Genomic DNA, 26,549 nt, shown 5'->3' with positions numbered 1-26,549 from the left:
TTTTTTATGGTTCGATGGTCAGGCCCGGCCCTCCCTGCTTTACCGCCTCCACCAGCAGGAGGGAGGGAGGACGCCCCGGCCCGTGGGCGGCCAGCTTGAGGCGTTTGGGCTCCAGTCCGTGGGCCCGGAGGGAGCAGATCACATCGGCCAGCCGTTCCGGACGGTGGCATAGGGCGAAGCGGCCCCCGTTTTTCACCAGCCGTCCGGCGGCGGAGCACAGCTCGTCCAGAGTGCAGTGCTCCTCACTGCGGGCGGGGCCGCCGCTCCTGCCGCTGCCCACCGGAAAGTAGGGCGGGTTGGAGACGGCCAGATCAAAGCCTCCGGCGGGCAGAGGGGCGGTGCGCAGATCGCCGCAGATCACGGTTCCGGCCAGCCCGTTTGCGTCCAGGTTTTCCCGGGCAATGGCGGCGGACGGCGGGTGGAGGTCAATGCCGGTCAGGTCCAGCCCCTCCGCCCGCCGGGCGAGCAGCAGGAGCAGCGCCCCGCTGCCCGTCCCCAGATCACACACCCGCCAGCCCGGCTTGACACTGGAAAACGCCCCCAGCGCCAGGGCGTCGCCCCCCAGAGGGAAGACCCCCTCGGGCCAGGACAGGGTGTAAGGGCCGAGCCGCTCCCGTTTGACCATATTGCGCCACCTCTCCTATGTGTTAGCTTGGTGAAAGAAATCGTTAAGAAAAGGATACCACATTTTCTCCATCTGTGGTATAATAAAATACAGAACGATTGGAGAGATGCGATATGTCCGGCACCCTGTATCTGGTCCCCACCCCCATCGGGAACCTGGGGGATATCTCCCGGCGCATGGCGGACACCCTGGAGCAGGCGGACTTTATTGCCGCCGAGGACACCCGGGTGACGGTGAAACTGCTCAACCACCTGGGGATCAAAAAGCCCATGGCTATCTACCACCGGCACAACACCGAGACCGGGGGCCGGGCCATTCTGAACCGCCTGCAGGATGGCGAGAGCTGCGCCCTGGTCACCGACGCGGGCACGCCCGCCATCTCTGATCCGGGGGAGGAGCTGGTGGCCCAGTGCGCCGCCCTAGGCATCCCCGTCTGCGCCATCCCCGGACCCTGCGCCCTGGTGACCGCGCTGGCCGTCTCCGGCCAGCCCACCGGCCGCTTCACCTTTGAGGGCTTTTTGGCCATGAACAAGAAGAACCGCCGGGCCCATCTGGAGTCCCTCCGGGGGGAGGAGCGGACCATGCTCTTCTACGAGGCCCCCCACAAGCTGGCCGCCACCCTCCAGGACCTGTCGGACGCCTTCGGACCGGACCGGCCGGTGACCCTGTGCCGGGAGCTGACCAAGCTCCACGAGGAGGTCCGCCGCACCACCCTGGGGGAGGCCGCCGGATACTATCGGGAGAACGTCCCCAAGGGGGAGTTTGTGCTGGTGGTCCGGGGCGCGGAACATCAGGAGGAGCAGGAGGCCACCTTGGAGGACGGCCTGCTCCTGGTGGCCAGGCTGCAGGGGGAGGGCATCTCCCTGCGGGACGCGGTGAAGCGCGCGGCCAGGGAGCTGGGGCTGTCCCGAAACCAGCTTTACAGCCTGGCGGTGGAAAAATGATAGCATCTGCACCCATTTTCTGAAAAATGGATAGAATAGAGAGATAGATCATGAAAAGAGGTGCTGTCCAGTGAACTGGAAGATCGAGGACTATATCCGGCCGGGCGGCCGCGCCCATCTGGTTGGGGTGGGCGGGGTGTCGATGGCCCCCCTGGCCGAGGTGCTGAAGGGAAAGGGAATGGAGATTACCGGCTCCGACATGAAGGAGAGCGCCGTTGTGGATCATCTGCGCTCCCTTGGCATCCCGGTGACCATCGGCCATCTGCCTGAGAGCGTAAGGGGGGCGGAATGCGTGATCCGCACCGCCGCGGTCCATGACGATAACCCGGAGATTGCCGCCGCGCTGAAAGCGGGCATCCCCGTCTTCGAGCGGGCGCAGGCTTGGGGCGCCCTCATGAGGCGCTATCAAAACGCCCTGTGCGTGGCGGGCACCCACGGAAAGACGACGACGACCTCCATGTGTACCCACATCTTCCTGGCCGCTGGCCGGGACCCCTCCGTGATGCTGGGGGGCGCCCTGCCGGTGCTGGGCTGCGGCCATCGGGTGGGCCATGGGGATACCATTATTGCGGAGTCCTGCGAATACTGCAACTCCTTCCTGTCCTTTGCCCCCACGGTGGCGGTGATCCTCAACGTGGAGGCCGATCACCTGGACTTTTTCAAGGACCTGGACGATATCAAACGCTCCTTCCGACGCTTTGCCGGACTGGTCCCGGAGGACGGCTGGGTGGTGGTCAACCAGGATGATCCGGGGGCTGTGGACGCTCTGGCTGGGCTGGAACGCCCCCTCCTCACCTTCGGTGTGGAGCAGGGGGATGTCCATGCGGCTGGTCTCACCTGGAACGCGGGGTGCGCCTCCTTCCATCTGTGCATCAAGGCGGAGAGCCCTGTCCGCATCACCCTGGCCGTTCCGGGGATGCATAATGTGTCCAACGCGCTGGCCGCCTGCGCCGCCGCCTATTGCCTGGGGGTGGACCCGGCGGATATGGCCCGCGGTCTGGCGCAGTTCACCGGCGCGGGGCGGCGCTTTGAGAGGAAGGGCGTATACCACGGGGCGGACGTCTACGACGACTACGCCCACCACCCGGACGAGCTGCACGCTCTGCTGACCATGGCCGCTTCCCTGGGCTATCAGCGGGTGATCTGTGCCTTTCAACCCCACACCTATTCCCGCACCGCCGCCTTCTTCGACCGGTTTGCGGCGGAGCTGAAGCTGGCCGGTCTGGTTGTTCTGGCCCCCATCTATGCCGCCCGTGAGACTGACGATCTGGGGGTGTCCTCCCAGAAGCTGGCGGATCAGATCCCAGGCGCGGTGTATTGTGCCAGCCTGCAGGAGACGACAGACCGTCTGGCAGAACTGGCCCGGCCTGGCGACCTGATCCTCACCGTAGGCGCAGGGGATATCTATCTGGCGGGGGAAGCCCTGGTGGGAGCCGGGTGACCTGGGACATTTCCTTGTTCTGCCGCTTGCCCTTACAACAGGGCTCATCTGGAGATACAATAAATAAACAGCCTGTATAGGCCGAGAGGAGGAGTGCGCATGGCCGCCCCTGAAAAGAAAAATATGACCCGGTTGGCCGTTTTGTTTACTCTGTGCGGCGTGCTTCTTTTGATCCTGGCGGTGGGGGGACTGATCGTCCGCTGCCGCACCCTGGAACACCGGTTGGACGAGATCTTTATGGAGAGCATGATGTCCCACACCGAGGAGAGCGGAAAGGACGCTCAGCAGCTCATTGACGACACCCAGATCCTGCTGGAGGACACGGTCCAGCTTCTGGAGACAGATGGCCGTCCGCTGGAGAAGCAGTGGGTGGACCCGCTGCTGCGGTCGGTAAACCTGGGCGGGCGCCGGCTGGAGGTCAGCTATCTGGATTGGGAGGACCTGGTTTCCGCCGAGCTGGGGAGCGAGGAGCAGCGGGTGTTTCAGCAGCTCCATGCGGGGACCAGCGTTGTGGGCAGCCTGATTTCCGCGCAGGATGAGTTCTACTTCCTGGTGGTGCAGCCGGTGGAGCGGAACCGTGAGATGGTGGGAGCGGTGCAGGCCAAGGTGAGTGCGGATCTGCTGTCTCAGCAGGGACACGACTCGGTGCTGTTCCACAATGTGCAGAGGGTGATCGCCGGAGACGATGGCCGCGTGGTCTGCGGCAGCCAGGCGGAGACCAGCGGACTCAGCATGGCGGAGATGGGCCGGCAGGACGGACTGGAGGAGAAGGACGTGGAGGGCTTTACCGCGGCCTATCTGTCCAGCGAGAGCGGCTCCTACCGCTATGAGACGGAGCTGGGGGAGGGCTATGCCGCCTGGGCCCCGATCTCCTACAACGGGTGGCGTATTGTGCAGTTCTCCCAGTCCCCCGACCTGCGCGTGGAGCGGTCCACTATGGTGCAGACGGTGGTTATGGCGATTAGCCTGCTGGTGTGCGCGGCGATGGCCGCCCTGATCTGGTGGCAGCGGGCCAGAATGGCGGCGGATAAGCTGCGCTACAGCGCTCTGTCTGAGTTCAAGGATACGCTGATCTTTGAGTATGACTGCCAGAAGGACAGTATGGAATTTACATCCAACGCGCTGGAGACTCTGGACCTGGAAAACGTCCGCCTGGAGGACGTCACCGATATGAAGAACACCTTCCCGGTCTTTCACCCGGACGACCTGGAGACGGTGCGGCGGGTCCTGTGGAATGCGGAGACCATGGCCCAGGAGCAGGTGGAGCACGACCGCCTCCGCCTGAAGCGGCGGGACGGAGGGTACAGCTGGTACCGCAGCCAGTATAAGGCGGTCTTCGGCTCTGATGGCAAGGTGATCCGTCTGATCGGCACCCTGACCGACATCAGCGCCCAGATCGACCGGGAGATCGAGCTGCGCAATCAGGCCCAGCAAGACCCCCTTACCGGGGTGTATAACCGGGCGGGAGTCAAGCTGATCAACGCCCGGCTGGAGCAGATTTCCCGAGGAATCCTGTTCATGCTGGATCTGGATGATTTTAAATCGGTCAACGATACCTACGGCCACATGGCCGGCGACCGGCTGCTGACCGCCATTGGCGGGGTGTTGCGGGAGACCTTCCGCACCGACGACATCGTGGCCCGGGTGGGCGGCGACGAGTTTGTGGCCTTCATGTCCGGCTCGGACAGCCGGGTCACGGCGGAGCAGAAGGGCCAGGAGCTGCTGGAGCGGGTGCGGGCGCTGCGGGTGGACGGCGTGGACCGGAGAGTCACGGTCAGCGTCGGCGCGGCCAGCGCTCCCGCCCTGGGCCGGAGCTACGAGGCGCTCAGTTTGGCTGCTGATGAAGCGATGTACCAGGTGAAGCACAGCGGAAAGGGCGGGTTTATCCTGCGATAAGAAAAAATCACCCCCGGATGGGGGTGATTTTTTTACAGATTCTGCTCCAAAGTCTGGACAAAGGCGTTGGGCGGCATGACGCCCACCTTGCGGTCGATTTCCTGGCCGTCCTTGAAGAAAATAACGGTGGGGATGCTGGTCACAGAGTACCGCATGGCCAGCTCGCCCTCCTGGTCGGTGTTCACCTTGCCGATGACGGCTCTGCCCTCGTACTCTTCCGCCAGGCTCTCAATGACGGGACCCAGCATCTGACAGGGGCCGCACCACTCGGCCCAGAAGTCCACCAGCATCAGCCCGCCCTCGTTCAGGGCCTCGTCAAAGGTCTTTTGGTCAAAATGGATCATAATTGCGGTTCCTTTCTTTTGTTATTTTGCGCGTCTGCGTATTCGCAGGCGGACAGCGCGGCCACATGGCCCTCTCCCACCGCCTTGGAAACCTGAAGCGGCCCGCCGGTGCAGTCTCCGGCGGCGAATACGCCGGGCAGGTTGGTGGCCATGCTCCGGTCGACCCGGATGACACCCTCCTCGGTTTCCAGCTCGGGAAGCAGATCGGTGGGTGCCACCGTCCGGCGGAGGATAAAGATCCCGGCACAGGGGAGGAGGGCTCCGTCCGCCTCCAGTCCGGTGACGGTCTGCTCCCCCTTGACGGCCAGCCTGCTGGCCTTCACATAGGGGATGTCCTGGTCCAAGCCCTCCGGCTGGCGGGGGGAGACGTAAACCACCTGACAGCCCAGGCTTTTCAGGTATTTGGCCTCTGCGGGCGCATCGGGGGCCAGGCCCGCCACCACGACGGCCTTGTTCCGGTAGAGCATCCCGTCGCAGGTGGCGCAGTAGCTGACTCCCCGGCCTAAATACTCCGCTTCGCCGGGGTATTTGGCCGCCCGGACCACTCCGGGGGCCAGGATCAGCGCCTTCCCGGAAAAAACCTGACTGCCCACGGTGACGGAAAAGCCGTTCCAGGCCAGCAGAGACAGTGCCTTGCCGGTTACAAATTCTGCCCCCAAGCTGGAGGCGTGGCGGAAAAGCTCCTCCAGCAGCTCCAGACCGGTCCGGCCGGGGAGGCCAGGGTAGTTGTCCACCCGCTCCGCCTTGGCCAGCGGACTGTCCTGCCAGCGCCTGCCGATGACCAGCACGCTCTTGTCCCGGCTCCGGGCGGCCACCGCCGCCGCCAGTCCCGCAGGACCGGAGCCTAACACGATGATATCATAGACCATATCGTTCCCCCCTGCATCATAGTATTATACTCTGTTTTTCATGTTGGAACAAGGGTTTTCAGGAAATACTTGCAAGGACGGGTATTCTGGTGTAAAATAGCCCCATTGACAAAGGAGGAGAGAAGCCCATGTCTGACGAGATCAAAACCGCCGCCGGGGAGGAGACCCCGGAGAGCCAGAACTTTATTCATCAGTTTATCACCGAGGATATCGCCGAAGGAGGCCGCTGCGCCGGGATGCAGGTCCATACCCGGTTCCCGCCCGAGCCCAACGGCTATCTGCATATCGGCCACTGCAAGGCCCTGATCATCGACTTCGGCTCCGCAGAGAAGTTCGGCGGCATCTGCAACCTGCGCATGGACGACACCAACCCCGCCAAGGAGGACACCGAGTTTGTGGACGCCATCAAGGAGGACATCCACTGGCTGGGCTTCGACTGGGGGGACCGGTTCTTCTACGGCAGCGACTACTTTGAAAAAACCTACGAGCTGGCCGTGGGCCTGATCAAAAAGGGGCTGGCCTACGTCTGTGAGTTGACCCCGGACCAGTTCCGGGAGTACCGGGGGGACGTGAACACCCCCGCCCGCTCCCCCTGGCGGGACCGGCCTGTGGAGGAGAGCCTGGACCTGTTCCAGCGCATGAGAAACGGGGAGTTCCCCGAGGGAAAATATACCCTCCGGGCCAAGATCGACCTGGCCAGCGGCAACTTCAATATGCGGGACCCGGTTCTCTACCGCATCCGCTATATCGAGCACCACCGCCAGGGCACCAAGTGGTGCATCTTCCCCATGTACGACTTTGCCCACCCCATTCAGGACGCCCTGGAGGGCATCACCCACTCCCTCTGCTCCCTGGAGTATGAGGACCACCGTCCCCTTTACGACTGGGTCATCCATCACACCGACGTGCCCTCCAAACCCCGGCAGATCGAGTTTGCCCGGCTGGGCATCAACTATACCGTCATGTCCAAGCGGAAGCTGCGCAAGCTGGTGGAGGAGAGCTATGTCTCTGGCTGGGACGACCCCCGCATGCCCACTCTGTGCGGCCTGCGCCGCCGGGGCTACACCCCCGCCTCCATCCGGAACTTCTGCGACCGCATCGGGGTGGCAAAAAACACCTCCACCGTGGAGTACGGCTTTTTGGAGCACTGCCTCCGGGAGGACCTGAACGACCACGCACAGCGGGTGATGGCTGTTCTGCGGCCCATCAAGCTGACCATCACCAACTACCCCGAGGGGCAGTCCGAGACCTTCCAGGTGGAGAACAACCCCAACGACCCCGCTGCCGGCACCCGCCCGGTCACCTTCTCCCGGAGCCTGTACGTGGAGGGGGAGGATTTTCTGGAGACCCCCATTCCAAAGTACAAGCGGCTGTATCCCAACGGCCCCGAGTGCCGCCTGAAGGGGGCCTATCTCATTCAATGTACCGGCTGCGTCAAGGACGAGGCGGGCAATGTGGTGGAAATCTTGGCCACCTACGACCCCGACTCCAAGGGGGGTAATCCCGCCGACGGCCGGAAGGTGAAGGGGGCCACCATCCACTGGGTGGATGCGGCCACCGCCGTGGACGCCCAGGTGCGGCTGTACGATAACCTCTTTGCCGACGAGAACCCCGACGGCGGCGACAAGGACTTTTTGGACTGCCTGAACCCCGCCTCCCTGGAGGTGCTGGAGGGCTGCAAGCTGGAGGCGTCCTTGGCCTCCGCCCAGCCGGCGGACCGGTTCCAGTTCCTCCGCCTGGGCTACTTCTGCGCCGACAGCAAAGATTCCAAGCCTGGAGCCTTGGTCTTTAACCGGGCCGTCAGTCTGAAGGACAGCTTTAAACCAGGAAAGTAAACCGAGATCCCGGAACCGTATGGTTCCGGGATCTGTTTATCCCCGGTGGGACAGGATCTTTTTCAGTCCGCTGACGCCGAAGCTCTTGTGCTCCGAGATGGGCAGCCACAGCACCTTGTCAATGAAGGGGCTGTCCTCCAAGAGGATGGAGAAGAGCTGGTACATAAATTCGTCGGACACCAGCGCCGCCGTGCGGCAGGTGGGCCAGAAATGCTTGCAGTAGTATTCCAGCGACTGGCGCACACCGCCCAAGATCACCCCTTCGCCGTAGGAGAAGCGCTGGGCCGGGGTGCCCTCACCGAAGGTGCGCATGGCGTGGCAGATATACAGTGCCCGGTTGAAGCCAAAGCGTTCCAGATTCTCGTACCCCTTCAGCACCATGTCCCGGTCGGGCGGGGCGCCGTCCCACTGGAGGACAGGGGAGAGGATGGTGTCCTTCTGAATGGCGTGGAACAGCTCGCCGGTGAAGTTGGAGATGATGCCGGTGATCTGCTCCCCCTGCAGGTAGGTGACGTGAGTGTGGGAGCCGGGCAGGATCATGGCCAGATCGTGGGGGGCGTTGGCCGCCTGCAGCTCGTCCAGCGCGCCGACGATTTCGATCTCCTCCCCCCGCATATTGTTGACATAGGTGAAGTCGCCGCTGACGGTCTTCAGCCCTGGAACCAGCGCGATCTCCCGATGGAAGAGGGTGTCCTCGAAAAAGGGGACCAGGCTGTCCGCCAGCTCCTTCACCGTGAGGGGCAGGACCAGATGGGGGACCTCCTTCAGGCCGTAGGGAGAGGTGATCATCCCCGAGGCGTAGAGGGCGGTGATGTCCTCCTCCTTCAGACCGTTGGCGGACAGAACGCGGTCGTACAGCGCCCGCATGCCCTGAATCAGGACAGCATTGCTCCCGCTGATGGCGGAGTCCTTGGAACCCACCGCCGTTTTCGCGGTGTATTGGACCTGAAAGTCCCGGTCCAGCAGGTAGGCCCGGGTATTGGAGGTGCCAGAGTCATAATACAGAATATAGCCGCTCATTTCAGCTTCTCCCTGTAGGCCCGGGCGGTGGCGGTGATCTGGCTGAAGCAGCCCTCATTTACCAGCAGGGCGCTGACCAGATTGCCGCCCACTCCCACGCCGACGGCTCCGGCTTGGATGAAGTCGGCGCAGTTCTCAATGGTGATGTTGCCCACCGCGCTGACCGGGATGTGCTTCAGGGGGGCTTTGACCGCCTTGATGTAGGCGGGTCCCAGCAATCCAGCGGGGAAGAGCTTGACGATATCCGCCCCGCACTGATAGGCGAAGGCGGTCTCGGTGGGGGTCATGGCCCCAGGGATGGACACCTTGCCCAGGGCCTTGGTGGCCCGGATGACCGCCTCGTCCACGTTGGGGGAGATCATATACTCCGCTCCCGCCTGGGCGGCCTGTTCCACCTGCTCCACCGTCATAACGGTACCGGCCCCCAGACAGATCCGGTCACCCAGCTCCGACTTGATGGTCCGGAGGGAGGTCAGTGTCTCCTCCGGGTTGGTCTGGTCGAAGGTGACCTCAATGCAGCTTACGCCGCCCTCCGCCAGAGCCTGGGCCAGGGCGGCGATTTTGCCGCTGGGGATGCCCCGGACAATGGCGATGATTTTTTCCTCATAGATGCGTTCCAGAACGGACTGCGCCATGGTAGATTCCTCCTTATTAAACGATGGGCGGAGCGCGTTTGGAGGCGCTCCGCCGCAGTATGGGGGATCGGGGGATCAAGCCGCCTTCTTCTTGAAGAGCAGAGCCTTGATCTTGCCGCCGAAGAGACTGACGATGATCAGGAAGATGAAGAACCAGCAGATTACGGAGTTGAAGAACACGGAGGGGTCGCCGCCGGACTTCAGCAGGGCGGTGCGGAAATTCTTCTCGGCCATGGGACCCAGGATCAGGCCCAGGATGGCGGGGCTGGTGGGCACCTTGACCTTGGCCAGGAAGTAGCCCACGATACCGGCGATGAGCATGACCCACACGTCGAAGAGGCTGTTTTTCATGGCGTAGGAGCCGATGACGCACAGCACAAAAATGGCGGGGGTGAGGATCACCTTGGGCACGCTGAGCACCTTGGTGAACAGGCGGATGCCGGCGAAGCCGAACAGGCACATTAGGGTGTTGGCGATGAACATGCCCAGGAAGATGGTGTACACCAGCACCTTGTTGGTGCTGAACAGCATAGGGCCGGGGGTGAGGCCCTGGATGGTCAGCGCGCCGATCATGATGGCGGTGACCGCGTCGCCGGGGACGCCCAGAGTGAGCATGGGGATCATGGCGCCGCCGGTGACGCCGTTGTTGCCGCCCTCGGGGCCGGAGATGGCCTCCACCGAACCCTTGCCGAAGAGCTCAGGCTCCTTGGCGATGGAGCGGGCCACGTTGTAGCCCACAAAGGAGCCGATGTCCGCCCCCGCGCCGGGGATGATGCCGATAAAGGTGCCGATCAGGCCGGTGAGGGGGGCGATGCGGACGATCTTTTTCAGGTCCTCCTTCTTGGGGAGGATGTTGGTCAGCTTTGCCTGGACCTCCTCCTCGCTGAAAATGTCCTCCACATTTTCGAAGGCCTGGCTCATGGCAAACAGACCGATCATGATGGGAATATAGTTGATGCCGCCCATGAAGTTGAAGTTGCCCTCGGGGGCGAAGCGGATGTAGCTGGTCACGCTGTCGATACCGATGCAGGCCACCAGAATGCCCAGACAGCCGCAGATCAGGCCCTTTTCGATGTCGTCGCCGGAGATGTTGCCGATGATGCACAGGCCGAAGACAGCCAGCAGGAAGAACTCGGCGGAGCTGAATTTCAGGGCCAGCTTGGCCAGCAGGGGGCTGATGAGCCACAGGCAGGCCACAGACACCAGGCCGCCCAGATAGCTGGACAGGGTGGCGGCGCCAAGAGCCCGTCCGGCCTCGCCCTTCTGGGCCAGGGTGTAGCCGTCAATGGCGGTGGCGGCGGAGGCGGGAGTGCCGGGGGTGTGCAGCAGCACGGCGGAGATGGAGCCGCCGTAGATGGCGCCGCAGTAGATGCCCAGCAGCATCAGGATGCCCTGAGCGGCGTCCATGCCGAAGGTCATGGGCAGCAGCAGAGCCACGCCCATGGTGGCGGTCAGACCGGGCAGCGCGCCGATGCAGATACCGGCCAGCACGCCGACAGCCATATACAGAAAGACCATAGGGGTCAGACTGGTCGTAAAAATCTCAACGAATAAACTCATTTCTGTCCCTCCTTTTTAAATGGTGAAGATGCCGAAGGTATGCACCGGCACATTCAGCAGGAAACGGAAGGCGCAGTATATCACCATGGTGATGGCGGCGGAGATGACCACAGTGATGATGGGGTTCTTTTTGGCGAACCACTGAATGAAGATGACTTCCAGAACAAAGGTAGCGATGATAAAGCCCAGAATGGGCAGCAGGAACAGATAGACCGCCAGGATCGCCATGGTGAGGTACACCCGGCGGGTGCCGGTGGTCCACAGCTCGATTTTGGTGTTCTTTTCCGGGTCCATTTTCAGGGTGCGGAAGAGCAGGATGGCCGTACAGGCCAGCAGAACGATGGAAATGACGATGGGCCACAGACCCGGACCGGGAACGCCGGTGCCGTAGTCGGCCGCTTTGGGATACCCGGAGGCCATGACGATCACGCCTACGCCCAGAACCGCGCAGATGGCGGCTAAGACCAGGTTGCCTTTTTTCATACGTTTTCTCCCTCTAAATCATCAAAATAGCAGGCCGGGGAGCGGAAGCCTTAGCCCGCTCCCCGGCCGTTCCGTGCCAATGGCGCTATGGACTCAGATTTTAGCCGATCTTCAGGCCCAGATCCTCCACCAGGCCGGTGTACAGTTCCAGCTGCTCACCGATCATGGTGTTAAAGGAGTCGCCGTCCATGATCTCGATCACGTTGTTGGTGTTGGCCATGAACTCCTTGAAGGCGTCGGAGTCGGCGGCCTCAGAGAAGATGCGGTACAGCTCGTCCACCACCTCGTCGGGGGTGCTAGCGGGGACGCCCAGGCCGCGCCAGGTGCCCAGCACGCAGTCATAGCCGCACTCCTTGCAGGTGGGGACGTCGGGGATGGCTTCCAGACGGTCGTTGGACATCACGGCCAGGACCTTCAGGTCGCCGGACTGAACGAAGCTGTTGACCTCGGCGTAGGACACGGCCACGGCGTCGATGTGGCCGCCCAGCAGGTCGGTGATGGCGCCGTTGGCGCCGTCATAGCCCACGTGGTTGAACTCGGTGCCGGCGGTCTTGGCCAGACCGGCGGCGGCCAGATGCCAGATGGCGCCGATGCCGGAGTTGCCCACCTGGACCTTGTTGGACTTGGAGTACTCGATGAAGTCCTCCAGGGAGTTGAACCGGTCGTCGTCCGCCTTCACGGTGATGGCGGAGGCGGCGGAGTTGACCATGAGGATGGGTTTGAACATGGTGTAGGTCAGGCCGGCGTTGTTGCCCATGGCCTCCAGGGTGGCCAGCTCCACGGTGATCATGGTGACGATGGAGCCGTCGTTGGCGGCCTGAGCGCCGTACAGCATGCCGGTGGCGCCGCCCGCGCCGGAGCGGTTCTCGACGGAGATATTCTTAAAGCTGCCCTTGGCCGCGTCGGCCAGGCCGCGCATGACGGCGTCGGTGCCGCCGCCCGCGTCGTAGGGCACCACGCAGGTGACGCTCAGGTTGGACAGGTCCGCGCCGCCGGTGGAGCCGCCGCCGCTGCTGCTGGGAGTGGGATTGCTGGTGCTGGGGGTGCTGCTGCCGCCGCCGCCGCAGGCCGTCAGAGACAGGGCCATAGCCAGCGCCAGAGCAAGTGCAGTGATCTTCTTCATACGATTACCTCTTTTCAATTCAGTTTGGGATCTATTTGAACATCCGCCGGATGATCAAACCGTGCTGCCTCCCCCGAGGGGAGGGGGTTCCCTGTTCATGGTGATTCCTGTGCTATAATACTACGATTGACCAAAATAGTCAACTGCCGCAGGAAAGCTTTTGGTTGTTTTTACCGGTCCCGCCGCCATCCTTACCGCTGGATGCGGCCGGAGCCGTCGCCGCCGGCCAGCTTCTCCACCTCGGCCAGGGTGACCATATTGTAGTCGCCCTCGATGGTGTGCTTCAGGGCGGAGGCCGCCACGGCGAACTCCACCGCCTCCTGGGTGGACTTGCCGTTCATCAGGGAGTAGATCAGGCCGCCGCCGAAGCTGTCGCCGCCGCCCACGCGGTCGATGATGCGCAGCTCATACTTCTTGGAGAAGCAATACTCGCCGGAGGCCGCGTCATACAGCATGGCGGACCAGCCGTTGTCCGAGGCGGAGTGGCTCTCCCGCAGGGTGATGGCCACCTTCTCGAAGCCGAATTTGCCGGCCAGCTGCTTGGCCACAGACTTGTAGCCCTCGTGGTTCAGGGAACCGGCGTAGATGTCGGTGGCCTCGGCCTCGATGCCGAACACGTCCTTGGCGTCCTCCTCGTTGGAGATGCACACGTCCACATACTGGCACAGGTCGGTCATAGCCTCCCGGGCTTGGTCCCGGGTCCACAGCTTGCCCCGGTAGTTCAGGTCGCAGCTGATCTTGATGCCCTTGGCCTTGGCGGCCTTGCAGGCATCCCGGCAGATGTCCACCACATTGGGCCCCAGGGCCGGGGTGATGCCGGTGAAGTGGAACCACTCCACGCCCTCGAAAATCTTGTCCCAGTCGAAGTCGGCGGTGGAAGCCTCCTGGATGGCGGAGTGGGCCCGGTCGTAGATGCAGACGGAACCCCGCTGGGAGGCGCCCTTCTCATTGAAGTAGATGCCAACGCGGTCGCCGCCCCGGACGATTTTGCTGGTATCCACGCCGTAGCGGCGCAGGGAGTTGACAGCGGCCTGGCCGATGGCGTGGGCGGGCAGCTTGGTGACGTAGGCCACATCCATGCCGTAATTGGCCAGGGAGACGGCCACGTTGGCCTCGCCGCCGCCGAAGGTGAATTCCAGGTGGTCGGCCTGGATGAAGCGCTCGTAGTTGTAGGGCTGGAGGCGAATCATCAGTTCGCCAAAGGTTACGATTTTAGCCATAATTTCCTTCCTCCTGCGTGATAAATTAGATTATTTCTGCACCAGATGCAGGGCAAAGCCCCCAACCTCGCCCTTGAGGTAGATGGCCTTGGGCTTGCGGGTGGACGCGTCGAATTCCACCCCCTGGCGGCTCAGATGATAGACGGCCCGGTCGATGCTGTTGGTGGCGATGGCGATGTGGCCGTTGGCACCCAGGTAGGGGGTCTTCATGCACTCCACGGCGCTGCCGGCGAAGATGGAGCTGTTGCCCGGCTTGTACTCAAAGCCGAAAAAGGCGCACAAGGTCTTGGCGGCCCGCTGGGCCTCAACCTCGTTCTCACAGTTGATGCCCACGTGGGCCAGGGAGAAGCCCAGCATGGTCTTCACAGCCTCCTTGCTGATGGCGGTGATCTCCTCCCACTTTTCCTCCTCGATCAGGTCCTTTTTGCACATCCAGGTGCCGCCCACGGCCACAATCTGGCTGTAGCCCAGGTAGTCGTTCACGTTCTTGGAGTTGACGCCGCCGGTGCACATCCACCTGCAGCCCTTCAGGGCTGCGCCGATGTTCTTCAGCATGGCTACCCCCCCGTTGGCCTCGGCAGGGAAGAACTTCACCACCTCGCAGCCCTGGTTCATGGCCTGCTGCATCTCGCCGGCGGTGGAGGTACCGGGCACCATGATGCCCCCCTTGCTGATGACGTGCTGGGTGACGTTGGGGTCGTAACCAGGGGCCACGATGAAGGTGGCTCCGGCGGCCATCGCCCGGTCGGCCTGTTCCACAGTGAGGACGGTGCCGGCGCCCAGCACCATATCCGGGACCTCCTTGGCGATGGCGCGGATGGCGTCCTCGGCGGCGGCGGTGCGGAAGGTGACCTCGGCGGCAGGCAGACCACCGGCGGCCAGCGCCTTGGCCAGAGGAACCGCCTTGGCAGCATCGTCAATGGCGATGACCGGAACGATGCCGATATTGGAAAGGGTCTGCAGAACTTCGTTCATGACATTTTTCCTCCAAATATAGTTTGGGTTTGCTCTGGGGTGATTACGGGTACTATTATACAACTTGCATACTAGAATACAATCGGTGGAATAGCAGAAAAAAGGAAATTAATTTTGTGCAAACCGTCAAAGAAAGGGGCGGGAACCTGTCTCCTCGCTAAAATAACCAAAAAATGAAGGAGATTTTCTCTGGTATACTAGTGGACAAAATGACGCTGCTATGTTAAAGTAAAAAACACTGCATGTCATCAAACGGTCTGGAAAGGCAGGAGAACGGATGAGGCTGTCGGAACGTATGCCCCGGGAGAGCGGCCGGGATTATGCCCTGCGCAATATCAAAGCGAATATCGTCAACCTGGAGCTGGTCCCCGGCAGTCAGATCAGTGAAAATGAGCTGGCCGTTGAAATGGGCCTGTCCCGCACGCCGGTGCGGGAGGCCCTCATCGAGCTGTCGAAGGTGGAGATCATTGAGAGCCATCCCCAGCGCAAAAGCACCGTCTCCCTCATTGACTACGACCTGGTGGAGGAGTCCCGCTTCATGCGCAATCTGCTGGAGTGCGCCGTGGTGGAGCTGGTGTGTGAGATGGCCGGTCCCATGGATGTGGAGCGGCTCAACGCCAACATCCGCCTCCAGAGTTTTTACCTGGACGGGACCTACACCAATGAGCTGATGGCCCTGGACAATCAGTTTCACGGGATGCTCTTTGAGATCGCAAAAAAATCCAGGATCTTTGAGCTGATCCAGAATATTGCCATCCACTTCGACCGGGTGCGGGGGATGGCGCTGTCCTCGGTGAAGGACCTGAAGGTGGTTCAGGACCACCAGGAGCTGGTGGAGTTCATCCGCCAGAGGGACGCCAAAGCCGCCCGGGAGCTGATGGAGGTCCACCTGAACCGGTATAAGATCGACGCCGCTGAGATCCGGGAGACCTATCCGCAATATTTTAAATGAAAGGTGTTTTGTATGGAGATCCGTTATTCTGCCAATCCCAAGGACGTTAAACGCTTCACGACCCAGGAGCTCCGGGAGGAGTTTCTCATCGAAAACCTGTACCGGCCCGATGAGGTAACGGCTGTATACAGCCACGTGGACCGGATGGTCACCCTGGGCTGCATGCCGGTCAAGGAGACCGTGTCCATCGACAAGGGGATCGATGTGTGGGCCAGCTTTGGCACACAGTATTTTCTGGAGCGCCGGGAGATCGGGATTTTTAACATCGGCGGAGTCGGGAACATCACGGTGGACGGAACGGACTATACCCTGGGGTACAAGGACTGCCTCTATATTACCCGGGGAGCCCGGGAGGTGCTCTTTTCCAGCCTCGCCGCCGCTCCCGCCAAGTTCTATATGGTATCCGCTCCCGCCCACCGCAGCTATGAGACGAAGCTGCTCCGGCTGGAGGACGCGGCCAAGCGCCCCTGCGGCGATCCGGCGGCGGCCAATCAGCGCGTCATCAATCAGTTTATCCATCCCGACGTGCTGAAAACCTGCCAGCTGTCCATGGGCATGACGGTGCTGGAGCAGGGCAGCGTGTGGAACACCATGCCCGCCCACACCCACGAGCGGCGGATGGAGGTGTATATGTACTTTGAGGTCCCGGAGAACGAGGTGGTCTTCCACATGATGGGCCAGCCTCAGGAGACCAGACATCTGGTCATGAAAAATGAGCAGGCGGTGATCTCTCCCTCCTGGTCCATCCATGCCGGAGCGGGCACGGCCAGCTACACGTTTATCTGGGCCATGGGCGGCGAGAATCAGGCATTTGATGATATGGATACCATCCCCACAACACAACTGAAATGAGGTAGAATGTATGGATATGCGGAAGCAGTTTTCCCTGGAGGGCAGGACGGCTCTTGTGACCGGCGGGGCCTATGGCATCGGCTTTGCCATTGCTGAGGCGCTGGCCGGCGCCGGTGCGAGGGTGGCCTTCAACTGCCGCAGCCAGTCCAATCTGGATCGGGCTATGGCGGACTATCAGGCCAAGGGCATCGACGCCCGCGGCTACATCGCGGACGTGACGGACGAGGAACAGGTCACGGAGCTGGTGGCCAAGATCGGGACCGATCTGGGTGGGGTGGATATTTTAGTCAATAACGCCGGGATCATCAAGCGCATTCCCATGACAGAGATGTCCGCGGAGGATTTTCGCCAGGTGGTGGATATTGACCTCGTGGGACCCTTTATCTGCGCTAAGGCGGTGATTCCCGGCATGCTGGAAAAGGGCCATGGCAAGATCATCAACATCTGCTCCATGATGAGCGAGCTGGGCCGGGAGACCGTTTCCGCCTACGCCGCCGCAAAGGGCGGGCTGAAGATGCTGACCCGGAACATCTGCTCGGAGTATGGCGGGGCTAATATCCAGTGCAACGGCATTGGTCCGGGCTATATCGCCACCTCGCAGACCGCTCCCCTCCGGGAGCGCCAGCCGGACGGCAGCCGCCATCCCTTTGACCAATTTATCGTGTCCAAGACCCCGGCCGGCCGCTGGGGCGACCCTGAGGATCTGATGGGGCCGGCGGTGTTCCTGGCCTCGGATGCCTCCAACTTTGTCAACGGACATATCCTCTATGTCGATGGCGGTATTTTGGCTTATATCGGAAAACAGCCCTGAGCGTGAGGAAGCGCCATGCCGCTGGCATGGCGCTTCCTCTCCTTGGGATTTGACTGAGATTGAAAAAAGTTATCCTTGCCAAGCGGAAGGATATCGTGTATAATGTCATACGTACCTGCCGGTGTGATGGAATTGGTAGACGTAGCGGATTCAAAATCCGCCGATGGCGACATCGTGGGGGTTCGAGTCCCCCCACCGGCACCACTTGGAATGACTGGATTCCTCAACTTTGAGGGACCCGGTTTTTCTTTGCGTTCGGCCAGTTCTCCCCCCTCATAGAGCGGCCCCGGCATTGATTTTTTTGCATTAGCTAGCGGGACCCGCGTAGTGTTTGCGGCCCCAGCAGGTTTAGCAGGTCTGGAATTAAAATTTCTCTGCCAGAGCAGCTGCTTGGGCGCAGCCGTCTGTCTTTTCGATATCGCCGGTGTTGAGGACCCCGGGTACCAGCACTTCGCCCACCATCTTCCACTTCATCAGCGCGGCGGAGCGTTCCAGGGGAATCCGGACTCCGTCCATCACATCCATCGCCTCCTCCTCACAACAGACGATCATGGCGCACTCCTTGCCCGCAATGTCCTTGCCGCCCACTACAAAGGCGAACAGCCGGTCGATGACGCCTTTGATCTGAGCGGGAATGGAGTACCAGTAGACGGGCATAGTGAAAACTACGGCGTCGGCCTCCAGAATGGCGGGGGCGATGGTGTTGAAATCGTCGTCGAAGGAGCAGGCCTTGCCGGTTTTGTAGCAGGTCTCGCAGGCGCGGCAGCCCCCGATCTTCATCATGGCGGCGTCAAACCGGGTGACGGTATGTCCCTTGGCCTGGGCTGCCTGGATAAATGCGTCAGTCATGGCAAAGCTGTTGCCGTTTTTCCGGGGACTTCCTGTAATGACTACGATGTTCTTGCTCATATAGATTGCCTCCTCAATTTTTGCCGCAGGCTGCGGCGTTTTTATGGTACTATTATATGAGCAGGCGCCGTTCTAAAGCAAATACGAATTACTTAATAACATTATATCGTTTTTCATATAAGAAGAAGGCCCCCTCCTGAAAGGCGGTTTGCAGATCAAGGATCAACTCGCGTCTGCGTGCAAAATACCTTGCCCAACCGGAAATTGATTCTGGTTGGGCACAGTGTATATGGATCCAATTAGTTCAGGTAGTCACTCAAACTGCCATTGAGTAGCTCATCATAGCTGGGAATACCAACAATGGACAACGTCTCGCCATAGAGCGTACCATATTCCTCGCAGAGGTAATGAATGCCAGTCAAATGGCGTGCAACACGTTCTTCAATGGACACACCGCTCTCATCATATGGCACCCAAACGTATCCATTTGCCGCCGCCTTCAGATAGTAGGGGTCCTTTCCGGTCAGGACCAGTTCCTCATTGGTTGCGCCGCGCAGACGTCCGTGGGAAGGATTTGCGGTCTCCATCAGGACGGGGAGGGTATCGGTAAAATCACCCAGTTCCCGGTGGGTCAAGCCGTGGAGGGTAGGGGGCGAGGGTTCCAGGCTGATCAGCACGCCGTCCAGCATCATATCCAGCAGCGCGTTGGAGGCCAGCTCCATGGCGCTTTCATGGGCCACCATGGCGTTGATGGTGGGGTATTCCGGGGAGGATTCATGCAGGTCCACAGTAATGTCAATCCCCTTGTCCTGAATCAACTCGGTAATGGCGTAGCAGGCCCGCTCAGTCATGTTTCCGTCCGCCACGCCGGGATAGCCTCGGTTCAAGTTTCGGGTCTCGCTGCCGGAAAGACTCTGTCCCGAGGGCTGATGAGTATAGACATCGGGGTCAGGCCACTGATCCAGAGGGTTGGTGGCGCGGGACCCAAACACGAAGGCCCGGTTGCCGCTGGCCGTCTGGATATGGTAGAAGTGGGGGGACGCTTCCTGTGCGTCATTGTGAGTAAACGCGCTGTTGTTGGCGCGAGGAATTACATAGAGAGTCCCTGCATCCACCGTGCAGTGCTCCACCAAGGCAATCGCGGCCATGTGTCCAGCGGGTTCGTTTGGGTGAGTTCCACCCAGCACCAGCATACTAGGGCCATCTGTCTTGCCCTCCATCACATAGACCGTGGTGTCGCCATAGGTGCCCTCTAAGGCGGGGAGGTATTCACTGAGCATAAAGCTGCCGGTCACGCCCTCCCCCGGGAGAATGAGTTCCTGATAGTTGCGGAACTGGTAAAAGTCCATGCCAGCTGCTATGGTAACCGCAAGCGTCACAATGAGACATAAAGCGGTAATCAGCGTCTTTTGCGCTCTGATTTTTTCCAGCATAATGGGTCTCCTTTCATTTGATCATCAGCACACGCAGTACCAAAGGAGCCATCACCATACATGCGTTGATTTTCCGCGACGGCGCCTCCTCTTTCATAAAGTCGCGGCCCACAAAAATCAATAGGAGCAGGGCAATCAGCCGGTATAGTAGTGTCATCATCGTTGTCGTCCTCCTATCCAATCAGACCAGCGATTCGGCTGGAGAATATTACAAAAACCAGGCCCCATACCATAACAGCGGCCATTGGAACCATGCAGCGTTTCAATACGGAGGTATAATTGTCCACTCCGGGTGTAACCTTGGCCGCAAAGATACCAGCCAGGGCGGTGGGAGGCATCATGTCGCCCAGCGAGGCAATCAGGGACAGACCGGCAATGGTCACAATGGTATTGCCATTCAGGAACGCGAGGGTGAACGGCACCCCCAACACACTTGCTGCACCGAAGGAGGAAACTGCGCCAAAGAGAGGGATGGAGACGGCAGCCGCCAGATACAGCAGCTGGGCTGGCAGCCCCAGGCAGACCGAAACAATGAATCCGCGTACGCCGGTCAGTGTCATGATCTGGATAAACATACCTACCCCCATCAAAATACCCATGACAGGCAGAGCGGTATGGACGGCCTCCTGCACTGCATCCAGCACCTTGACCTTCTTTCCGGTAAACAAGCCTAAGGCGGCGCTGACCAGGAACATGACAGGCATACCTACGTCAGGGATGACCTTTGCAATTTTGGTCAGGCACATCAAAATGACCAGCAGCAAGATGGGAAGATAGATGCGGAAGCCGTACTGGCTGGACAACTCCTGGTTCAAGGTCGGGGCCACTTTTTCATAGTCCATCTGGCGTACTGATTTCAGGCCCAGGAACAGAACAGAAAAGATAGCGACCGGGAAAGCCAGCAGTACCAGCGGAAGACCAAAGCCGGCAAAGGGGGTGTCGATCCCGCCGCCGATGATCATGGCGGGCAGATTGACCGGCGGGGCTACCATGCCCATCAGTCCACCCACGGCGATAATTGCGGCGGTGCTGACAGGATCAATTCCCATAGTGAGCAGAACAGGCGCCATGATGGAGCCGCCAGAGAGAACTGCGGCGGTCGATGAGCCGGTAATCATGCCAGGAAACATAATGACAAACATAATGAAGATCAGCAACAAGGCTGGGTATTTGTGAAATTTCCGAATAATCAAAGAACAAAGGGCATCCAGTGCGCCGGAGTCCTCAATGACTTTCATAAAGATCATGGCGCTGCAAATGATAAGGATGGTATCGATGTAAGAGAACGTGCCCTCTACAAAGTGGCGGATGGGGCCCCCCTCGCTGGCTGCCAAAGCTCCACCTATGGAGGACAGCATCAGAGATACGCTGACCGGCAGCTTGAACAAGAAACATCCCAGCATGAATATGGCCACCATAACCAGAAAAGTAATCAGTTGAAGGTTCATGGAACGACCTCGCTTTCGTGTTATTTTCGTTGGCGTCTTTTGGAGCGGACAACACTCATTCTATGTCCTCCGGCATAGAAGGGCCCCGCAGCCATCGGAATCGCCATTCTAGCATTTCAAATGGCTGCGGGGCCTTTTTGCCGGAAGAGCGGGCTAAGGTCAGCTGAACAGGGTGGTCAAGCAGCCGATACAGTCGGCTTGACTGTCCACATAGGCGGTGGGGACGCGGTTGGCGGCAAGCAGACTGCGAATCACACAGTCAGTATCGCCGCCAGAAACTACCACCGCAGCATCAGCCGCATTGAAGGGGTCAGGCAGGAACTTGTCGGACAGGTCGCCCCGGCGGGGAGCACCGCCTACGTGCATGGCAATGATTTTAATGTCAGCGTCCTGAGCAGCCTGAATCAGGTCTTGGACCCGGGCAATTTCCTGGTCAGCGTCGATTCCGGCTGCACCCAGCCCTTTGGAGGAACCGCCAACCGAGATCAACAGGGTTTTCACGCCGTCCAGATGATCAGCGGTGGCTTGGTTTTCCAGATCTACCGTGATATTAGCCTTGGTGCAAAGGGTCTTGATAATATCGGAATCGGCACTCTGGCCAGCGGAGGTGAGCAGGATAGGAGTCTCAAAGCCGCCGGTCAGCTCGGGCAGCTCCGCGTCAACTGTGCTGCCGCTGGACGGATTCGCGGAATTGTTGGCCTTGCTGCTGCCGGCGTTGCCGCCGCCTCCACAGGAGGCGAGCAGGGAAAGCGTCAGCACAGCGCAAAGCAGAGCAGTAATCAGGTTTTTCATGGGATTTGTTCTCCTTTCAACATATTGTCATTAGAAACCGACAGCAGCGCCGTCAGGATTGGCCTCGTTTACAATGCCCTCCAGCTTGCCGTCTGCATAGCGGATGCCGCTGGGGGACGGGAAGGTGTTTTCCAGAATGTTCTCATGGCCCAGGGCCTTCAGCTCCTCCACGGTTTCCTTGCTCAGCTTGTCGTAAGTAAACTCAAAGCCATTGCAGATGACACGGGGAGCCAGGAACGCCTCCTCCAGAGACATATCGTAATCGGTCATGTTCAGGATGAGCTGCGCGATGCAGGGGTAGATGGCAGAGCCGCCAGGGGAGGCCAGCACAGCGAAAGGCTTGCCTTCAGCGTCCAGAACTACAGTGGGGGAGATGGAGGACAGGGGGGCTTTGCCAGGTTCCACAGAGTTAGCGGACTGTTTGCCGGTGACAAAGTCGTCCATCTGATCATTCATAAAGAAGCCATAGTCCTCCACATAGACCTCGGAGCCCCACCAGTAATTCAGAGTCTTGGTGACGGCCACCATATTGCCCTCCTTGTCCGCCACCTCGTAGCCAGTGGTGTTGTAGTGGTCGTCCACATAGGGCCAGGGATCGTCATACAGGAAGGTCTGCGCCTGGCTCATATCCAGCTTGCCTGCCAGCTTGGCGGCGTAGTCCTTGTTGGTAATGCCGGAGATGGGAACCTCCACAAACCGGGTGTCCGCCATGTACTGGCCCCGGTCGGTAAATACCTGCATCTGCACGTTGGCCATTTGGTCCAGCTGCTCCAAACTGCCTGCTGGCTGGACCGGAAGTATTTCCAGTAAGTTTAACGCCTCAATCAGGCAGCTTCCTCCGTAAGGAGACGATATGATTTGATAGCCGCGATACGTTCCCTTGGCTGGTTCCTCCGCAAAGGGTTGGTAGCTCAATAAATCATCAGCGGTTAAATATCCGCCGGATAACCGGACCGCTGTTTCCATATCCGGGGCAATGTCCTGATAAAAAGCGGAAGGGCCGCTGTGTGCAATCGCCTCCAGAGTTTGGGCCAATGGTTCATTTTGAATTACATCCCCGACCTGGGGCGGAAGTCCATCTCTCAGATAAATTTCTGACAGCTCTGGTTGGTCCGCGATGTCTCCATAGATCAGTTCAATCGCACCCAACATATTAGGCGTTACTTCATAACCCTGCCGCGCAAGTTGAATTGCAGGCTGGAGCAGCTGTTCCCAAGGCATGGAGCCATACTGCTCCCACAGCGTATAGATGCCGGCCACTTGACCGGGTACTCCGATCTGGAGTGATTGATGTTCCAGACCATCACCGTCCACAAGAGACGTTTGGGCCGCTGGGGTCGTTTCACGGAAGTTCAGAAAGCTGCTCTGTCCGGTTTCTGCACAATAGTAGGTCGCCATACCTCCACCGCCCAGACCGGAATCATAAGGCTCACAGACACCCAGCGCAAAGGACACCGCCACAGCTGCATCGACTGCGTTGCCGCCTTGGGTCAGAATGTCAAGTCCAATACGCGCCCCTTCGTATTTCAGGGCGACAACTGCGCCGCCTTCGCCCTGAGCAGTGCGCAGGTGATCCTGATTCGCCCCGTCTTCATTCCAGGCCCGATATTGTGCCGGGACTTCGATGTATGCTCCTGCCGCTGCGGTATCAACCGCAGAAGGAGCCGCTGCACATCCGCACAGCAAACAGCAAAGACCGCTGGATAGCATTCGCTTCAGTTTCATACGTCCACCTCATCAAACCATTTTGTTGTACGACGGTCTGATTATATATGGGTACAAAGCGGGAAAGATAGTTAATCTCATTTTTCTCAGCATTTTTGTCTGACTTTTTATATGCGGAAGAAAAAAGCTGTGCTATACTGAACAAGAATCGGAGGTGTTTCTATGTTTTGGCCGCTGCTGATCACGACAAGTTTGATGATGACAGCATGGATGTTAGAAAAAGTAATTCATGACCGACAGCAAAAGGATTTTCTGGCTGTGATTCATGTCAACGGGATTCGAGGCAAGACCTCCACCTGCCGTTTGCTGGATGCTGCCCTGCGGACAAAGTACCAGGTTTTTACCAAAACAACTGGGACAGACCCGGTTTGGATTGGAATTGACGGTACAGAACACCCAATCCGCCGGTGGGGGCCTGCCAATGTCCATGAGCAGCTGAAGATGCTGCGGAAAGCGCATCAACAACGGGCGCAAATCGTGATTTTAGAGTGTATGGCGGTTCAACCGGAGCTTCAACGGATCTGCCAGGAGCAAATTGTTCAAAGCGAAATTACCGTGATCACCAATGTTCGCCGGGATCATATGTTTGAACTGGGAGAAACACTTGAGGAGGTTGCGCAATCCTTCTCGGTCACAGTTCCGCGAAATGGGACCGTCTATACAGCGGACGAAAGAACCGCCCAACTTATGCAGCCATATTGTGAGGCGAATGGAGCCCGGCTGATTCTGTGCGGGACAAATGGAACAGCCCGGGAAAATGTTCAAACCGCCCTTTTGGTCGCAGAACAATTGGGTGTATCCAAAGAACAGGCTGAGCGGGGAATTCAAACGTACTATAAGCAGGACTTTGGCTCACAGTGGAGCTATTGCCTGCCAGGGGGCGGCCATTTTCTGAATCTGTTCAGTGTGAATGACCCAGACTCCACACGTTTGATTTTGGAAGAATGGAACTCAGACCGTCCTTTGGCCTTCCTGTTTCATCACCGCTATGACCGGCCGGACCGTCTTCTGCTGTTTTGCCGTCACTTTTTCCCGCTATACCCAAACGCAGCCATTTACTGTACTGGAAAGGGAGCGCATTTGCTTCGAAGGTTTCTAAAAGGAAGAACAGCGCCCATTATCTCCCTGCGGTCCTGGCGGGAATGTATTGAGAAGGTACCATCCAATTCATTGCTGGTTGGAGTGGGCAGCATCAAAGGAGAGGGCTATCAAATGATCCAGGCGCTGGAGAAGGGGAGGGCTGTTCGATGAACGAAATTGTTTTTGGCGGAATTATTGCCGCAGTCCTGTTTACAGAGCTGACCGATCTGTCTCCGGGAGGTCTGATCGTTCCAGCATACCTGGCTCTTTACATCTACGATCCGGAACGGATCGCGGCTACCGTCCTTCTGGCGTTTTTCTGTATGGGTATTGTACGTCTGTGCTCCCGATGGATGATCCTGTATGGACGCCGGCGGTACTTTGTATTTATAGCCACAGGTATGCTTGCAAAAATGGCGCTGGGTATGTCAGGCGTTGGAATGATTGGAACGATTGGATACTTGGTACCGGGTCTGCTTGGCCGGGATATGGAGCGGCAAGGCGTTTTAAAAACGTTGGCCGCCGCTGTTATTGTTACCGTGTTTATCGTACTGGCTGGCATGGCCTTGGGGGTGGCATGGCTGTGAACGAGTACAGACGAAGCACGGGGCTGATTGCTGCGGCAGTGGTGATGGTTTTAGGACTCGTCCTGATATTATGTTCCCGGAGCTGGCGGCCTAGGACTGAGTATGACAACATGCTGGCCGCCGCTGATCGGGCACAGGCTGCCTTTGCAGCAGTCAAGGCGGAAAAAATAAGCCGGGGTCTGTCCATCCACAATGCGGATGATCCTAACGAAACGGGACTGATTGGCGATTACCTTACCTCCATCACCACTACATTGGGTGATTTGGAGGCAAAGCGCACCTCAGTCAACCCGAATGCAGCGGCCTTGGTTGTGCGCCTGCTGTATGATGCCGGGGTCAGGCCGGGAGATCGGATCGCAGTAAACTGTTCCGCTTCCTTTCCTGCTCTGAACCTGGCGGTTTTATGTGCTATGGACGCCATGGAGCTGGAGGGCACGGTGTTCAGCAGCGTAGGTGCGTCTGCCTATGGGGCAAATTTGGAGGAGTTCACCTATTCCGATATGGAATCTGTCCTCTTTGCAGAGGGGTATATCCACCGCAGAAGCGATTTTATTTCCTTCGGAGGCGCTAACGACCAGGGGCTGGAATTTTCGGAGGAAGTGAAGACGGCGATTCGCACCCGCTTGGCCAGGATGGGCTATTCATGTTGGGAAATGGACGATCTGGAGGAAAATATACAAGCTCGTTTGGATTGTTATGGAACGGTTGCCTGCTTTGTTAATGTGGGTGGTAATTTGGTCTCCACAGGGGGCAGCACCGCTTATGATGGCGGCAGCGGGCTGCTTAGGAGCGGCTCTGATGGACAGGGACTGATTGGCCGGTATCTGGATCAGGGTATTCCTGTGATTCATTTGTTGAACTTGAAAAAGCTGTTTCCACAATATGGTCTGCCGGTAGACCCGATTCCAATGCCGCAGCCTGGAGAGGGAATGGTGTACTATGACCAGACCGTATCCCTTCCGCTGGTATGGATGACACTTGCGGCAGGGACGTTTGTGCTCGTATGGGCAGTTAAGGGAACCGTAAAGCGGATGCCGCTTTGAACAGGAA

General features: G+C 59.4%; 26 protein-coding genes and 1 tRNA gene. 11 read left to right on the top strand and 16 right to left on the bottom strand.

Annotated elements, in window-relative coordinates:
* Positions 1–4 precede the first annotated feature (4 nt).
* The gene (locus VV088_RS12150; protein WP_334600980.1) at positions 5–625 is read right to left on the bottom strand and encodes a tRNA1(Val) (adenine(37)-N6)-methyltransferase; all 621 of its coding nucleotides are present in this window, start codon (positions 623–625) and stop codon (positions 5–7) included.
* Positions 626–738: 113 nt separating this feature from the next.
* On the opposite strand from VV088_RS12150, the gene rsmI reads away from it, so the two are divergent.
* The 3 genes from rsmI to VV088_RS12135 all read left to right on the top strand — a co-directional run bounded on the left by rsmI (position 739) and on the right by VV088_RS12135 (position 4,906).
* Positions 739–1,569 carry a 16S rRNA (cytidine(1402)-2'-O)-methyltransferase gene (gene rsmI / locus VV088_RS12145; RefSeq protein WP_334600979.1) on the top strand — a complete coding sequence of 277 codons (831 nt, stop codon included), beginning with the start codon at positions 739–741 and terminating at the stop codon, positions 1,567–1,569.
* A 70-nt stretch (positions 1,570–1,639) separates the two neighbouring features.
* The gene (gene murC / locus VV088_RS12140) at positions 1,640–3,010 is read left to right on the top strand and encodes a UDP-N-acetylmuramate--L-alanine ligase (protein ID WP_334600978.1); all 1,371 of its coding nucleotides are present in this window, start codon (positions 1,640–1,642) and stop codon (positions 3,008–3,010) included.
* A gap of 99 nt (positions 3,011–3,109) precedes the next feature.
* Positions 3,110–4,906 (top strand): GGDEF domain-containing protein, encoded by a 1,797-nt coding sequence (locus VV088_RS12135; RefSeq protein ID WP_334600977.1) that lies wholly within the window; start codon positions 3,110–3,112, stop codon positions 4,904–4,906.
* A gap of 32 nt (positions 4,907–4,938) precedes the next feature.
* Here the strand turns inward: VV088_RS12135 and trxA are convergent, their stop codons facing one another.
* Both trxA and VV088_RS12125 read right to left on the bottom strand, forming a co-directional pair.
* The gene (gene trxA / locus VV088_RS12130) at positions 4,939–5,250 is read right to left on the bottom strand and encodes a thioredoxin (protein WP_334600976.1); all 312 of its coding nucleotides are present in this window, start codon (positions 5,248–5,250) and stop codon (positions 4,939–4,941) included.
* Positions 5,247–6,119 carry an NAD(P)/FAD-dependent oxidoreductase gene (locus VV088_RS12125; protein ID WP_334600975.1) on the bottom strand — a complete coding sequence of 291 codons (873 nt, stop codon included), beginning with the start codon at positions 6,117–6,119 and terminating at the stop codon, positions 5,247–5,249. The genes trxA and VV088_RS12125 overlap by 4 nt, the downstream gene beginning before the upstream one ends.
* Before the next feature lie 128 nt (positions 6,120–6,247).
* Between VV088_RS12125 and VV088_RS12120 the strand changes: the two genes are divergently transcribed.
* Complete coding sequence (locus VV088_RS12120) at positions 6,248–7,954, top strand: glutamine--tRNA ligase/YqeY domain fusion protein (RefSeq protein ID WP_334600974.1); 1,707 nt, start codon at positions 6,248–6,250, stop codon at positions 7,952–7,954.
* A 36-nt stretch (positions 7,955–7,990) separates the two neighbouring features.
* Here the strand turns inward: VV088_RS12120 and VV088_RS12115 are convergent, their stop codons facing one another.
* The 7 genes from VV088_RS12115 to eda all read right to left on the bottom strand — a co-directional run bounded on the left by VV088_RS12115 (position 7,991) and on the right by eda (position 14,970).
* Positions 7,991–8,974 (bottom strand): 2-dehydro-3-deoxygalactonokinase, encoded by a 984-nt coding sequence (locus VV088_RS12115; protein WP_334600973.1) that lies wholly within the window; start codon positions 8,972–8,974, stop codon positions 7,991–7,993.
* Positions 8,971–9,609, bottom strand: a complete 639-nt coding sequence (locus VV088_RS12110) for a bifunctional 4-hydroxy-2-oxoglutarate aldolase/2-dehydro-3-deoxy-phosphogluconate aldolase (protein WP_334600972.1) — start codon at positions 9,607–9,609, stop codon at positions 8,971–8,973. The genes VV088_RS12115 and VV088_RS12110 overlap by 4 nt, the downstream gene beginning before the upstream one ends.
* A 75-nt stretch (positions 9,610–9,684) precedes the next feature.
* A complete protein-coding gene (locus tag VV088_RS12105; RefSeq protein WP_334600971.1) occupies positions 9,685–11,169 on the bottom strand; it encodes a tripartite tricarboxylate transporter permease in 1,485 nt (494 codons plus the stop codon).
* 15 nt (positions 11,170–11,184) lie between these two features.
* Positions 11,185–11,652 (bottom strand): tripartite tricarboxylate transporter TctB family protein, encoded by a 468-nt coding sequence (locus VV088_RS12100; RefSeq protein WP_334600970.1) that lies wholly within the window; start codon positions 11,650–11,652, stop codon positions 11,185–11,187.
* A gap of 100 nt (positions 11,653–11,752) precedes the next feature.
* On the bottom strand, positions 11,753–12,775 hold the full coding sequence (locus tag VV088_RS12095; protein WP_334600969.1) for a Bug family tripartite tricarboxylate transporter substrate binding protein: 1,023 nt from the start codon (positions 12,773–12,775) through the stop codon (positions 11,753–11,755).
* Positions 12,776–12,966: 191 nt separating this feature from the next.
* Positions 12,967–13,995, bottom strand: a complete 1,029-nt coding sequence (locus tag VV088_RS12090; RefSeq protein WP_334600968.1) for a sugar kinase — start codon at positions 13,993–13,995, stop codon at positions 12,967–12,969.
* A 30-nt stretch (positions 13,996–14,025) separates the two neighbouring features.
* Complete coding sequence (eda, locus tag VV088_RS12085; protein ID WP_334600967.1) at positions 14,026–14,970, bottom strand: bifunctional 4-hydroxy-2-oxoglutarate aldolase/2-dehydro-3-deoxy-phosphogluconate aldolase; 945 nt, start codon at positions 14,968–14,970, stop codon at positions 14,026–14,028.
* Between the two features lie 277 nt (positions 14,971–15,247).
* Here eda and VV088_RS12080 point away from each other — a divergent pair, with 277 nt between their 5' ends.
* The 4 genes from VV088_RS12080 to VV088_RS12065 all read left to right on the top strand — a co-directional run bounded on the left by VV088_RS12080 (position 15,248) and on the right by VV088_RS12065 (position 17,789).
* A complete protein-coding gene (locus tag VV088_RS12080) occupies positions 15,248–15,922 on the top strand; it encodes a GntR family transcriptional regulator (protein WP_334600966.1) in 675 nt (224 codons plus the stop codon).
* Between the two features lie 12 nt (positions 15,923–15,934).
* A complete protein-coding gene (gene kduI, locus VV088_RS12075) occupies positions 15,935–16,774 on the top strand; it encodes a 5-dehydro-4-deoxy-D-glucuronate isomerase (protein WP_334600965.1) in 840 nt (279 codons plus the stop codon).
* 10 nt (positions 16,775–16,784) lie between these two features.
* Positions 16,785–17,585: a gluconate 5-dehydrogenase gene (locus VV088_RS12070; RefSeq protein WP_334600964.1), complete on the top strand. Its 801-nt coding sequence runs from the start codon at positions 16,785–16,787 to the stop codon at positions 17,583–17,585.
* 117 nt (positions 17,586–17,702) lie between these two features.
* Positions 17,703–17,789 (top strand) — tRNA-Leu (locus VV088_RS12065).
* Positions 17,790–17,948: 159 nt separating this feature from the next.
* On the opposite strand, the gene VV088_RS12060 is transcribed toward VV088_RS12065, so the two are convergent.
* The 6 genes from VV088_RS12060 to ggt form a co-directional block, all read right to left on the bottom strand.
* Positions 17,949–18,494 carry a flavodoxin family protein gene (locus VV088_RS12060; RefSeq protein WP_334600963.1) on the bottom strand — a complete coding sequence of 182 codons (546 nt, stop codon included), beginning with the start codon at positions 18,492–18,494 and terminating at the stop codon, positions 17,949–17,951.
* Between the two features lie 239 nt (positions 18,495–18,733).
* The gene (locus VV088_RS12055) at positions 18,734–19,867 is read right to left on the bottom strand and encodes a succinylglutamate desuccinylase (protein ID WP_334600962.1); all 1,134 of its coding nucleotides are present in this window, start codon (positions 19,865–19,867) and stop codon (positions 18,734–18,736) included.
* Positions 19,868–19,880: 13 nt separating this feature from the next.
* Positions 19,881–20,027, bottom strand: a complete 147-nt coding sequence (locus tag VV088_RS12050) for a hypothetical protein (RefSeq protein WP_334600961.1) — start codon at positions 20,025–20,027, stop codon at positions 19,881–19,883.
* Between the two features lie 13 nt (positions 20,028–20,040).
* Positions 20,041–21,315 (bottom strand): TRAP transporter large permease subunit, encoded by a 1,275-nt coding sequence (locus VV088_RS12045; protein WP_334600960.1) that lies wholly within the window; start codon positions 21,313–21,315, stop codon positions 20,041–20,043.
* Positions 21,316–21,474: 159 nt separating this feature from the next.
* Positions 21,475–22,107, bottom strand: coding sequence for a DUF6305 family protein (locus tag VV088_RS12040; protein WP_334600959.1), 633 nt, complete (start codon positions 22,105–22,107; stop codon positions 21,475–21,477).
* 30 nt (positions 22,108–22,137) lie between these two features.
* The gene (gene ggt, locus VV088_RS12035) at positions 22,138–23,832 is read right to left on the bottom strand and encodes a gamma-glutamyltransferase (protein WP_334600958.1); all 1,695 of its coding nucleotides are present in this window, start codon (positions 23,830–23,832) and stop codon (positions 22,138–22,140) included.
* Positions 23,833–23,994: 162 nt separating this feature from the next.
* Between ggt and pgsB the strand changes: the two genes are divergently transcribed.
* The 3 genes from pgsB to pgsW are packed head-to-tail and all read left to right on the top strand — an operon-like array spanning position 23,995 to position 26,542.
* Positions 23,995–25,083, top strand: coding sequence for a poly-gamma-glutamate synthase PgsB (gene pgsB, locus VV088_RS12030; protein WP_334600957.1), 1,089 nt, complete (start codon positions 23,995–23,997; stop codon positions 25,081–25,083).
* Entirely contained in the window at positions 25,080–25,499 is a 420-nt protein-coding gene (gene pgsC / locus VV088_RS12025) for a poly-gamma-glutamate biosynthesis protein PgsC (RefSeq protein WP_334600956.1), read from the top strand. The genes pgsB and pgsC overlap by 4 nt, the downstream gene beginning before the upstream one ends.
* Positions 25,496–26,542: a poly-gamma-glutamate system protein gene (gene pgsW / locus VV088_RS12020; RefSeq protein WP_334600955.1), complete on the top strand. Its 1,047-nt coding sequence runs from the start codon at positions 25,496–25,498 to the stop codon at positions 26,540–26,542. The genes pgsC and pgsW overlap by 4 nt, the downstream gene beginning before the upstream one ends.
* Positions 26,543–26,549 lie beyond the last annotated feature (7 nt).

The organism is Lawsonibacter sp. JLR.KK007, from assembly GCF_036941135.1.
Taxonomy (GTDB): Bacteria; Bacillota; Clostridia; order Oscillospirales; family Oscillospiraceae; genus Lawsonibacter.
The sequence above is the reverse complement of the archived record's forward strand: the minus strand, read 5'-3'. Positions and strand labels throughout refer to the sequence as shown.

Coding starts and splice junctions, on each gene's coding strand:
- pgsB (WP_334600957.1), top strand. CDS start 23,995: ATGTTTTGGCCGCTGCTGATCACGACAAGTTTGATGATGACAGCATGG.
- ggt (WP_334600958.1), bottom strand. CDS start 23,832: ATGAAACTGAAGCGAATGCTATCCAGCGGTCTTTGCTGTTTGCTGTGC.
- VV088_RS12135 (WP_334600977.1), top strand. CDS start 3,110: ATGGCCGCCCCTGAAAAGAAAAATATGACCCGGTTGGCCGTTTTGTTT.
- VV088_RS12080 (WP_334600966.1), top strand. CDS start 15,248: ATGAGGCTGTCGGAACGTATGCCCCGGGAGAGCGGCCGGGATTATGCC.
- VV088_RS12050 (WP_334600961.1), bottom strand. CDS start 20,027: ATGATGACACTACTATACCGGCTGATTGCCCTGCTCCTATTGATTTTT.
- VV088_RS12095 (WP_334600969.1), bottom strand. CDS start 12,775: ATGAAGAAGATCACTGCACTTGCTCTGGCGCTGGCTATGGCCCTGTCT.
- VV088_RS12040 (WP_334600959.1), bottom strand. CDS start 22,107: ATGAAAAACCTGATTACTGCTCTGCTTTGCGCTGTGCTGACGCTTTCC.
- pgsC (WP_334600956.1), top strand. CDS start 25,080: ATGAACGAAATTGTTTTTGGCGGAATTATTGCCGCAGTCCTGTTTACA.
- VV088_RS12120 (WP_334600974.1), top strand. CDS start 6,248: ATGTCTGACGAGATCAAAACCGCCGCCGGGGAGGAGACCCCGGAGAGC.
- rsmI (WP_334600979.1), top strand. CDS start 739: ATGTCCGGCACCCTGTATCTGGTCCCCACCCCCATCGGGAACCTGGGG.
- VV088_RS12090 (WP_334600968.1), bottom strand. CDS start 13,995: ATGGCTAAAATCGTAACCTTTGGCGAACTGATGATTCGCCTCCAGCCC.
- kduI (WP_334600965.1), top strand. CDS start 15,935: ATGGAGATCCGTTATTCTGCCAATCCCAAGGACGTTAAACGCTTCACG.
- trxA (WP_334600976.1), bottom strand. CDS start 5,250: ATGATCCATTTTGACCAAAAGACCTTTGACGAGGCCCTGAACGAGGGC.
- VV088_RS12070 (WP_334600964.1), top strand. CDS start 16,785: ATGGATATGCGGAAGCAGTTTTCCCTGGAGGGCAGGACGGCTCTTGTG.
- VV088_RS12060 (WP_334600963.1), bottom strand. CDS start 18,494: ATGAGCAAGAACATCGTAGTCATTACAGGAAGTCCCCGGAAAAACGGC.
- VV088_RS12125 (WP_334600975.1), bottom strand. CDS start 6,119: ATGGTCTATGATATCATCGTGTTAGGCTCCGGTCCTGCGGGACTGGCG.
- VV088_RS12115 (WP_334600973.1), bottom strand. CDS start 8,974: ATGAGCGGCTATATTCTGTATTATGACTCTGGCACCTCCAATACCCGG.
- VV088_RS12100 (WP_334600970.1), bottom strand. CDS start 11,652: ATGAAAAAAGGCAACCTGGTCTTAGCCGCCATCTGCGCGGTTCTGGGC.
- VV088_RS12110 (WP_334600972.1), bottom strand. CDS start 9,609: ATGGCGCAGTCCGTTCTGGAACGCATCTATGAGGAAAAAATCATCGCC.
- VV088_RS12105 (WP_334600971.1), bottom strand. CDS start 11,169: ATGAGTTTATTCGTTGAGATTTTTACGACCAGTCTGACCCCTATGGTC.
- VV088_RS12055 (WP_334600962.1), bottom strand. CDS start 19,867: ATGCTGGAAAAAATCAGAGCGCAAAAGACGCTGATTACCGCTTTATGT.
- VV088_RS12045 (WP_334600960.1), bottom strand. CDS start 21,315: ATGAACCTTCAACTGATTACTTTTCTGGTTATGGTGGCCATATTCATG.
- VV088_RS12150 (WP_334600980.1), bottom strand. CDS start 625: ATGGTCAAACGGGAGCGGCTCGGCCCTTACACCCTGTCCTGGCCCGAG.
- eda (WP_334600967.1), bottom strand. CDS start 14,970: ATGAACGAAGTTCTGCAGACCCTTTCCAATATCGGCATCGTTCCGGTC.